The sequence below is a fragment of the Bacillus cereus group sp. BcHK124 genome, assembly GCF_027712065.1.
Taxonomy (GTDB): domain Bacteria; phylum Bacillota; class Bacilli; order Bacillales; family Bacillaceae_G; genus Bacillus_A; species Bacillus_A pacificus.
Map to the genome: position 1 here is coordinate 1 of NZ_JAQFPJ010000045.1, position 9597 is coordinate 9597.

Here is a 9597-nt window from a genome sequence, read left to right on the forward strand (position 1 = left end):
GACTAGCAGGGCTTACTGATATATTTAATTAACTTTCGTTATAATTGGTTAAATAAATCGTAACAGTTAGTTACCCTACATTTAAGTATAAATTACTAGCAGTATCTTTCTATCTATGTCCTGCCACGCATCTATTATAGCAAAAAATGAATTGGTAATAGAACTGTAATGCTCTTGCTTATCCCTCTATCACTCTTGAATTCAGTTTTTCAAAAGAAAATCCGTTGCTCAAATGCGAACAACGGACCTTCTTTATTTGAACCAATGTAAAACATCCTCGGCAATCTCTTCCGGTCTATCCCAATGCATTAAATGCCCTGTATCTTTGTAAAGCTTAGTCGTAATATTAATACGCTTCTTAAATTCTGCTATCTGCAATTCTCTTATTTCTAAATAATTATCGGGAAGATCGCAATACAACAATAAAATATCGCTTTTAATTTTATGCGGTTTCAATGTTTTATACACCGTATATTGAAACTTAATTACACCTCTAGCGGTATCGCCAGTAGCATGCCATTTCACTTTATTATCTTCTTCCCTCATTAAATCATAAACCGCACGTTCTATTAATGGCGACCATCTAGTGTAAACCATTTTTTCTGATTGGATGAATGCTTCTTTACTATCAAAAATATATTCATCAAAATCTTTTTCGTAATGGGTAATTTCTTCTTCTAATGATCGCGGTGGACACTCTCCTTCTTTCGCATCTTTATATAGATTCGCAAAATAATCCGCATTCATTTTGCCATGATGATAACCACCATCTAACAATACCATTTTATTCACTTTTTCTGGACATTCTGCTGCATAGTGAAGTGCAACACTTGCGCCCCATGAATGTGCTACTATATGAAAGGTTTCTTTTCCTATGTGCTCAAGTAATGCTACTACCCAATTTGTTAAATGAGATGCACCGTAATCTTCATCCTTCTCAAAATTTTTGGTTTTCCCATGTCCAGGTAGATCAAACGATACAATATGATAGCTATCTTTTAAAAGTTCCGCTACTTCTATAAAACTTAATTTTGTACTTCCTAAACCATGAAAACAAATGATTTGAGGATTACTTTTATCTCCCCATTCACAAACACTTGCTTCATATTCACCAAATTTTACAAAAAAGTGATTCATTTTTAATCTCCTCTAATTATCAAATATAAATTAGTTCCAATGCAAAATTGTTTTTTCAGAATAAATAAATTCTACAAAATTACTCAAATCCCTTTTTCATAAATGGTCTTTATATACTACGAAAGTTAGAAAGTACTAAGCGCTTATCATTTCAGTTAATGGTTAGACTACATCTGCACACCTATGAAATGAATATAGTTTAATAATTGTACTATACGTTTATCATATGTGTGATGTTTCAAAGTTCTATCCAGTCCATTTTTTGCTATTTGTTTTCTTTCTTGTACATGTTCCAAATAATACTCCGCTTTTTCTATAAACTCCGATGCACTATTAAAAGTTTCTATTTCAACACCCGGTATGTAATGCTTTCCTACATCTGGGCGTATATCAGTTAATTGAAAAGAACCTACAGCATTAATTTCAAAAGTCCTATTATTTACTGAATATGCTTGGATATTTGCAGCATTACAATTCAATTCCTGATCACTTGGTGAGCGATGTAAATTTATATTGATTTTAGTCGATACGTAAAATTGCAATGCATCCTCATACTTCGCAAGTGGCAATAGTTGTATTTTATCCTTTAACCTTTCATAATTCTTTAAATTCTCCCAACCAAATCCTACAATTTTTATGTTTTTTTCTGCTAAATACTCTGAAATAGAATCAACAAAGGTAAGTCTATTTTCAAATGCTGTACCTATAAAACTAAGATCATACTTATATGTATCTTCTTTCTGAAAAGGTTTAAACACATCTTGATTTGCTGCTAACGGAAGATGAAACACATTCTTACATCCTAACCCTCTATAAAACTTGATACAATTTAAATCTTGCGTAAATATGTAATCATAATACGGCACAAGATGTTGTGTTACATCCGTATAATACGGATCATCTGTCAGCCAAAGTCCAGTAGTAAAACCCGCACTCTTTAGTACTGGCATGACACTAATAATTCCCTCGTTTAAACCACCGAGTACCAAAATAAAATCCGGTTTTATTTTTAATGCGGTTTCTATCGCTCGTTCTGGGTTTACCATAATTGTATTACTGTTTACCTTTTGTAAACTATTCAAAATTGCTTCTTCGATCATTGGGTAATAAAAGGGAATGCCTGATTGAATAAATAAAATTTTCTTAGGCGTATTGTCTTTCATGTCATTTCCCCCTATTTCTACATAATCAAAGCACACGAAAATTAGCAGTCTTTATTCATTTTCATGCCCTCTTACTTTACATGTATAAGCACGGCTTATGTCCATTATGTTGAAGTTCCCTTATTTTGCAGGCTAATGGGATTTTGGAAGCTATCACGAAGGGAGTAAAATTAGGTTATATTCAACACAATCATTAAACATAGAAAACAAATACAAAAAAAGAACCTACTCGTATGAGTTGGCTCTTTCGCTTTTCAAATATCTAATACGCTCTACAGTAAAAAATATGATTAAGGTCAAAATTACCCCCAAACAACACCTCGCCGCTCGTATTCCATTCTATATTCAACAGCAGCTGCAATTTTTGGACTTGCGAATCTTTCCGTAATCCAAAGTCCTAAGTCAACTCCTGAAGTAACCCCTCTTGCGGTAATAACATTCCCTTGATCTACAATTCTATAAGGAAGAAGCTCTGCTCCATATGCACTCATTTCACTCTGCGCCAAATGATGCATTGTCGCCTTTTTATCATTCAATATACCGGATGCAGCTAGTAACATACCTCCAGTACAAACTCCCGCAACAATCGTCCCTTCGTTGTGCATCTCTCTAATCATTTTAGTTAAAGTACCAAGCTCTGCTTGCTTTCGTGCCCCGTGCTCAGCTTTATGATTCCAACCTCCACCAGGTACAATTAACAAATCTGGGCGATTATCTATTCGCAAAAAACCATGTAGTTTAACCGTAACTCCAAATGAAGTAGTAACTTCTTGTTTCCGTTCACTTGCTACGAGTTCAACTGTAAACGGAGCCCCTTCTTCTATTGCTCTTTTCAGTACTTCAAAAGGTGCAAAGGAGACAAGTTCTCCAAAACCGTCAAACAATACAATTTGTATTTTCATTTTTTGAACACCTCATATACTTTCTTTTTCGCATCCAAAATTAAGAGAATAAATTTTATCTACAAATTAACAATGACGCCAGTCTTTCTCCTCTTCTTTTATAAACTCTCAAATGTTCTACTAATGCACTCTCGTCACCTATTAGGCTCAACGTCTTTTTAACAAAATTCCAATTCAAACTACCGGATAACCATAGTAACGAAGAAAGTCTTTTATAATCATTTGAAGTTAAAATGTTATGAGCACCATATCCTTCTAAAAATGCACTAGCAACTTTCGAACATACTACATGTGACTCTATTCCTTCTGTCCGGGAATACCACTTTATTAAAAAGGCTAGCCCTTCCATACGATCAACATGTCCAATCGATTCAAAATCTACAATTCCTTTTACAGACTGATTTGAATCCCATAAGACATTTAAAGGATTTAAATCAGTTTGTACAATAAACTCTAAACCATTCGTATGTGCGCATTCTAAATGATACTTAGCTAGATCCATATACCCTCGCAATGCCTTACATGTACCACCCTTATTTTCTAACAACTTTATAAACTCACCATATCCATCTAAATGAGATTTCTTTTGAAAAGTCGAGCTTTGAAACGTACTAGAAATATCATGTATCTTTCTTGCTTCCATTCCAAAGACTTCTGCAAGCGTTTTTGTACAATAAGTAATATGCTCCCCTTCCATCCAAGTAGACAATACAAACCGGTACTGTTCCTCATTCCAAGTGACAAATGCAAAGGAATCTCCTGCCCTATTCTCCTTAATCTGCATAAATGGGATTCCATTCTCTCGTAAATAATACGTAAACCGTACTTGCTCTTTCAATTGTTCATTTGATAATGGCCCAAAAGCTGGATTGATTGTTCGATTGCTATTTATAAATCGTGCGGAATACCGATCCCCATTTACGATGATTTTATAATGCAAATCTGTATGCCAACTGTTCTTATGTAGTTCTTCTTCCACTACTAATGTATGGATTTCTTTAAAGTAGTTTATTAATATGTCTTTTATTATTTGTTTCACCTTATTCTCCTTCCATGTAGAAACCTTTGATGATAAGTTTGTAACATACACTTCATTTACTCAAAAGGAAAATAATATCCTACATAATTAAATACATTTGTAAAACCTACATTTTCTACAACGGCCACAGAAGGCTTATTTAATTCCATGCAATCCCAATATGGAATGATATTATTCTCTAAACACTCTTTTACGAAACTATGAGCTACCGTTTGAGCTAATTTTCTCCCTTGGTGACCTTCTATCGTTTCAATATCTATACAATGTATATTTTCAAAAACGAACCCTGAAAAACATACACTTACAATCATGTTTTCAAAAACCATACAATAGCCTATTCCCTCGTTAAAAAATTCATCAAGTGAGGACCAAAACTCTAAAATTTTTGATTGTAAAAACTCAATGTTTTTCAATGAATCTCTTTGATCCTCATAAAGAGTTTTACTCATTTTCAGCACTGTATACCCTTGTTCAATTTTAAGTTCATGATTCCCCACATAATCTTCTTCCTTTAGCGTATACACTCTTTGATTCCAACTCTTTAATTTACGATGGTGAAATATTCTTTCAATTGTTTTATTCCACTTTGAATGATTACCGATTCCTTCAAAGCAAGTTAGTCCAACCTTTCTAGCCTCAAGTATTATTACATTATCAATAAAGCTATTCATTTCATTATTAAATTTTTCATTTTCAGCATCTCCAATAAAGAAGAAGCCATCATTATTCCCTAACCAAATGAGTCCCGAATTAGGAGAAGTCATGTTATCTACAAATATACGACCAGGATTCACTCCTGCAATTACAGCCTTTACTTCTAATTGCCCTTTTTCATTTAGTAAACTGTTACATTTATAATAATCATCCTTTTTCAATTCAGAAATCATACGTTACGCCCCTCCCTGAAACTGCTCTATTCTAACTTTACCATCATGACAGAATATTCTCTATTCATTTTAATAGTTGCTTTAAATCAATAAAAAAGAGCCAATCTCCTATACAATAGAAGATTGACTCTTTATTTTACTCCCCTGTTTCAGAAAATCTCTTTATACGTTTTCCTATTTCATCACGAACACGTTGAAATTCTGACCACTCTTTTCCTGCTGGATCATCAAATCCCCAGTGAACACGATTTACGTGTGGAGGTGTCGAAGGACATACAGCATCCGCATGACTACAAAGGGTAACGACTAAATCAGCGTTATTTAAAATATTTACATCAATTATATCCGAAGTTTGATTTGTTATATCAATATTTACTTCTTTCATCGCTTTAATAGCATTCGGATTTACTCCATGTGCTTCAATTCCTGCAGAATATACATTCCACTTATCACCTACATATTGTTTGCCCCATGCTTCTGCCATTTGGCTTCGGCATGAATTTCCTGTACATAAGAAATAAATTGTCTTTTTGTTTTCCATGTTGTTTTCCGCCTTTGTTTTTACATTATACTGGTTGATCGTTAAAATATTTACGCTTAAACCAAAAAGCGACGTTTACAAGTGCAATCATTACAGGTACTTCAACTAACGGTCCGATAACAGCTGCAAATGCTGCGCCTGAATGAATACCAAACACGCCAACTGCTACAGCAATCGCTAATTCAAAGTTATTACTACCTGCTGTAAATGCTAACGTTGTCGTCACTGGATAGTTTGCACCAATTTTCCTTCCCATAAAGAAAGAAACAAAAAACATGACAATAAAATAGATTAATAACGGAATCGCTATTCTTACTACATCTAATGGTACGCTAACAATCATTTCCCCTTTTAAAGAGAACATAATGATGATTGTAAATAGTAATGCAACTAATGTAAGTGGACTAATCTTCGGTATAAACACCTTTTCATACCATTGTCTTCCTTTTAACTTAACGAGTACAAAACGTGTTAACATACCTGCCATAAAAGGAATTCCCAAATAGATAAATACGGATTTCGCTACTTCTACCATTGTAATGTCGACAATAGCCCCTTCAATTCCTAACCATTCTGGAATGACTGTTACAAACACGTATGCATAAACGGAGAAGAATAACATTTGAAATACCGAGTTAAAAGCAACTAAACCTGCAGCATACTCTTTATCCCCATCTGCAAGGTCGTTCCAAACAATTACCATTGCAATACAACGTGCTAAACCAATCATAATGAGTCCGACCATGTATTCTGGCTTATCAGGAAGAAAAATAATTGCTAAAACAAACATAAGTACAGGCCCAATAATCCAGTTTTGTACTAAAGATAAAACCAATACTTTTACATCTTTAAATACTCGGCCCATTTCCTCGTAACGAACCTTTGCTAATGGAGGATACATCATGACAATTAAACCGACAGCTAGCGGGATAGACGTTGTTCCAACTTGTAATGTATGTAGTCCTTCTACTACACTAGGAAACACAAACCCTAAACCAATCCCAACAGCCATAGCTAGAAAAATCCATAGTGTTAAATATCGATCTAGAAAAGATAAACGTTTCATTTTATTTTCCATCTCCTATTAACAACAAGAATTTTTTTCTACTACGTTAGAAGTCGTGCAACAAGATGGATCTTCAATTTTATGAACATCACTCTGTGCTTTTGTATAAAAGAATTCCCACTCGTTCCCGTCAGGATCCGTTACCCAAAACTTATCTTGAACCGCATAGCAACAAGTCGTATCCATCTCATCACGCGCAAAGAACCCTTCTTTTTCTAATCTTTCTTTATGAAATGTAATTTCTTCAGCTGTATCCACTTGGAAACCGAAATGATTTACCTGATTTCCGTTCACTTCATCTCGTACGTTCAGCGTGAAATTAAGTCCTGGCGTCTCTAATAAAAATTTTGCATAATCTACTTTCACCTTAACTGGTGACACACCAAATACCTTTTCGTAAAATTCAATAGACTTCTCTAAATTCGTAACATTTATACCAATGTGAACATATCTCATAGCTTATTCCTCCTCTTTATTTGTTATTAATCAATTTTTTTTGATTAATAGTGCAAAATTTTAACAACAGCTACCTTTGCCTGTTTTTCTAAAGATACAACATAATTCTTCTGATAATAAATTATTTACTTCCGCATCATTTAAATCATAATAACTCCACGTACCTTTTGTTTCTTTTACAATTAAACCTGCATCTAATAAGATCTTTAAATGATAGGACAACTTCGATTGCGTCATTTCAAAAATCTCTGTTAAATCACATACACAAGTCTGGCCTCGCTGACAAAGTTCATACATAATCTCTAAACGCTTCTGATCAGCCAACGCTTTAAACTTTTTCTCATATAACTTAAAATCCTGTGCCACTGTAGGTTCCTCTCCCTTCATCAACTTTTTTTAATATTTATAGTATATACGCAGATGAATTCTATATGCAACTAGTTCATCAAGTTTTTTTGATTTATTTAAAAAACTTCCTCGTATCCTATCTTTGTTACAATAAAAAAAGACAATAGCTTTTTCAACAATGAAAAACTACAGTTCTTTTTACAAATTAATAGTTATAATATTTCCCAGCGATGGAGTCTCTATAACTGCTTTTAATTTTAATTTGACCATTATAGAGTATTACCCCATCACCATCAATCTAAGAAAAACAAATACCCCAAATGAAAAAAATCGATATAACTCTTGTTTTTGGTGCATATTCATAAAAAGCACGTCACCCTTTCTCATTAACATTAGAGAATGGTAACGTGCTTTTAATTTCAAAAATAGTCTAAATCCTTAAGTTGATGGTTGTGGGCGGGACCCCAATAAGAACGGTATCTAAGGTTGTATGAGAGGTGTTAGTTCCATTCCAAAGGCCTCAGCAAACGATTAACTCAAGTACCGATTTCGGATGACCCCCATGTGATGAAGTTCGTGTCCTGCAATACCGTACGCGAGGGCGCGCACCGTAATGCCTAGGTTATTGGCTGTGCCCTTGCGGCTCCACGCCTCCGCCGGTAGCCCGTGCAGCAATGTGATCGTTGATTGCCGTACGGCCCGGTAGTCTTCGGCCAATTGCGCGGTTGTCCAACTTCCGAAAGGAGGCATGAACAATTCCTGATCGAAACCAGTCAGAGACGTCTGGTCCCCTCTTGCGAACCGGAGCAGGCGGTAGGTCATGACGCGTTCCGCGTCTGCAATGTGGCCCACGACTTCTTTCAGCGTCCATTTCCCTTCCGCATACTGATATGCGGCCTGGCTTTCGGTCAACGATGCCAGTAGCTCAATCATTTGCTTTTCCTGGGCGAGCAGAATATCGATGATGTTACCGTCCGGCACCAAACGGATATATTCGCCGGAGTTCCCGGCGTATTCTTCTTCTGATGGTCTTTGATTCATACATAGTCACCTCTTTATGTATATATAGGAAATTATAGCACTCGTCTATGTCTAATAAATTCGCGAAATGATAGAACTTCCCTTCTAATAATCGAAGATAAGCAACTATTTAGTTGGTCAGTCGCCACACTATCCTGATTCGTTAGCACAATAAAAATTATCTGTTATACAATATTTCGAAGTTATTAATATATAGGTAACACTTTCTTTTTTAATTTAAAGATGAATTTTCAATTATATTTTGAAATGAACCGGAGTAAAACACGCTAGTCTAACTACTTTTTCATACAAGATTTTATGCAAAAAAGAATAGCGAAGATCCCTAGAATCCCCGCTATATCAATGATGTATAAAATCTTGTGTAAGAGATAGATAGACATAGAGACAAAAAATTTAGTAAAAACAAGGATTTTATGAAAAACTTGCTACCGATAATAGGACGTTATGTTAACCTTATATGAATAGGATATACAAGATTCTTTGTTTAGATAAAGCAACAAATTTGTTGAAGAAGGAATTATCATTATGAAATAATAAGTATGGAGGGAATTTATGAAGGGCAAACCAGAACTGAAAATAGAAACAGAAAAAATTTACAAAACAAAGATGAACTCCAATAAAATGTTTATAGCACGCATTATACAAATCCCTAGAGAAGAGAAACTAGACTTGGTTTTAGTTATTCAAATTCGTAAGAACAAAAGGATTATTTATAGAGAAGTCTTAGTCACAACAGAAAATGATTATTATTCTTTTCGAATCGCACGAGGGAATATCCAATGGGTTTCTTTAAATACCGTTGCAGTATGGGATTCGCTAGGTCATAAATTAGTGGAAGTATCAGCTACAACAGGAAAAGAAAATTATCGCATTTCTGATGAACATTCTTCAGCTTATCGGGAAAAAAGACCATAATTATCGTTACAGTCAGTACTTCCTGTAACGATAATTATGGTGCGACAAGAAGTCGCATTCCCACAGGGTAGCTTCTGCTACTAGATTAGATGCAAAGTCTAT

The 9597-nt window shown here is 34.7% G+C and carries 11 protein-coding genes; 1 reads left to right on the forward strand and 10 read right to left on the reverse strand.

Annotated features, from left to right (window positions below):
- Nucleotides 1-252 precede the first annotated feature (252 nt).
- The 10 genes from PDK19_RS27020 to PDK19_RS27065 form a co-directional block, all read right to left on the reverse strand.
- Nucleotides 253-1137, reverse strand: a complete 885-nt coding sequence (locus PDK19_RS27020) for an alpha/beta fold hydrolase (RefSeq protein WP_001015277.1) — start codon at nucleotides 1135-1137, stop codon at nucleotides 253-255.
- A 167-nt stretch (nucleotides 1138-1304) separates the two neighbouring features.
- Nucleotides 1305-2300, reverse strand: a complete 996-nt coding sequence (locus tag PDK19_RS27025; protein WP_000654563.1) for a CgeB family protein — start codon at nucleotides 2298-2300, stop codon at nucleotides 1305-1307.
- A gap of 302 nt (nucleotides 2301-2602) precedes the next feature.
- The gene (locus tag PDK19_RS27030) at nucleotides 2603-3202 is read right to left on the reverse strand and encodes a DJ-1/PfpI family protein (protein ID WP_074615687.1); all 600 of its coding nucleotides are present in this window, start codon (nucleotides 3200-3202) and stop codon (nucleotides 2603-2605) included.
- A 55-nt stretch (nucleotides 3203-3257) separates the two neighbouring features.
- A complete protein-coding gene (locus PDK19_RS27035; RefSeq protein ID WP_139303048.1) occupies nucleotides 3258-4241 on the reverse strand; it encodes a phosphotransferase enzyme family protein in 984 nt (327 codons plus the stop codon).
- A gap of 56 nt (nucleotides 4242-4297) precedes the next feature.
- The gene (locus PDK19_RS27040) at nucleotides 4298-5128 is read right to left on the reverse strand and encodes a GNAT family N-acetyltransferase (RefSeq protein ID WP_074615688.1); all 831 of its coding nucleotides are present in this window, start codon (nucleotides 5126-5128) and stop codon (nucleotides 4298-4300) included.
- A gap of 136 nt (nucleotides 5129-5264) precedes the next feature.
- The gene (arsC, locus tag PDK19_RS27045; RefSeq protein WP_074615689.1) at nucleotides 5265-5669 is read right to left on the reverse strand and encodes an arsenate reductase (thioredoxin); all 405 of its coding nucleotides are present in this window, start codon (nucleotides 5667-5669) and stop codon (nucleotides 5265-5267) included.
- A 25-nt stretch (nucleotides 5670-5694) separates the two neighbouring features.
- Nucleotides 5695-6735 carry an ACR3 family arsenite efflux transporter gene (gene arsB / locus PDK19_RS27050; protein WP_074615690.1) on the reverse strand — a complete coding sequence of 347 codons (1041 nt, stop codon included), beginning with the start codon at nucleotides 6733-6735 and terminating at the stop codon, nucleotides 5695-5697.
- An 18-nt stretch (nucleotides 6736-6753) separates the two neighbouring features.
- On the reverse strand, nucleotides 6754-7191 hold the full coding sequence (locus PDK19_RS27055) for an ArsI/CadI family heavy metal resistance metalloenzyme (RefSeq protein WP_074615691.1): 438 nt from the start codon (nucleotides 7189-7191) through the stop codon (nucleotides 6754-6756).
- A gap of 60 nt (nucleotides 7192-7251) precedes the next feature.
- Nucleotides 7252-7578 carry an arsenical resistance operon transcriptional regulator ArsR gene (arsR, locus tag PDK19_RS27060; protein ID WP_175573773.1) on the reverse strand — a complete coding sequence of 109 codons (327 nt, stop codon included), beginning with the start codon at nucleotides 7576-7578 and terminating at the stop codon, nucleotides 7252-7254.
- A 492-nt stretch (nucleotides 7579-8070) separates the two neighbouring features.
- Entirely contained in the window at nucleotides 8071-8580 is a 510-nt protein-coding gene (locus PDK19_RS27065; RefSeq protein WP_074615692.1) for a DinB family protein, read from the reverse strand.
- Between the two features lie 552 nt (nucleotides 8581-9132).
- Here PDK19_RS27065 and PDK19_RS27070 point away from each other — a divergent pair.
- Nucleotides 9133-9495 (forward strand): hypothetical protein, encoded by a 363-nt coding sequence (locus tag PDK19_RS27070; protein WP_074615660.1) that lies wholly within the window; start codon nucleotides 9133-9135, stop codon nucleotides 9493-9495.
- The last annotated feature ends 102 nt before the right edge of the window (nucleotides 9496-9597 follow it).

Bases quoted from the DNA above. Each gene is read 5' to 3' on its own strand.
- PDK19_RS27065 (WP_074615692.1), bottom strand. From the start codon at position 8,580: ATGAATCAAAGACCATCAGAAGAAGAATACGCCGGGAACTCCGGCGAA.
- arsC (WP_074615689.1), bottom strand. From the start codon at position 5,669: ATGGAAAACAAAAAGACAATTTATTTCTTATGTACAGGAAATTCATGC.
- PDK19_RS27020 (WP_001015277.1), bottom strand. From the start codon at position 1,137: ATGAATCACTTTTTTGTAAAATTTGGTGAATATGAAGCAAGTGTTTGT.
- PDK19_RS27040 (WP_074615688.1), bottom strand. From the start codon at position 5,128: ATGATTTCTGAATTGAAAAAGGATGATTATTATAAATGTAACAGTTTA.
- arsB (WP_074615690.1), bottom strand. From the start codon at position 6,735: ATGAAACGTTTATCTTTTCTAGATCGATATTTAACACTATGGATTTTT.
- arsR (WP_175573773.1), bottom strand. From the start codon at position 7,578: ATGAAGGGAGAGGAACCTACAGTGGCACAGGATTTTAAGTTATATGAG.
- PDK19_RS27055 (WP_074615691.1), bottom strand. From the start codon at position 7,191: ATGAGATATGTTCACATTGGTATAAATGTTACGAATTTAGAGAAGTCT.
- PDK19_RS27030 (WP_074615687.1), bottom strand. From the start codon at position 3,202: ATGAAAATACAAATTGTATTGTTTGACGGTTTTGGAGAACTTGTCTCC.
- PDK19_RS27025 (WP_000654563.1), bottom strand. From the start codon at position 2,300: ATGAAAGACAATACGCCTAAGAAAATTTTATTTATTCAATCAGGCATT.
- PDK19_RS27070 (WP_074615660.1), top strand. From the start codon at position 9,133: ATGAAGGGCAAACCAGAACTGAAAATAGAAACAGAAAAAATTTACAAA.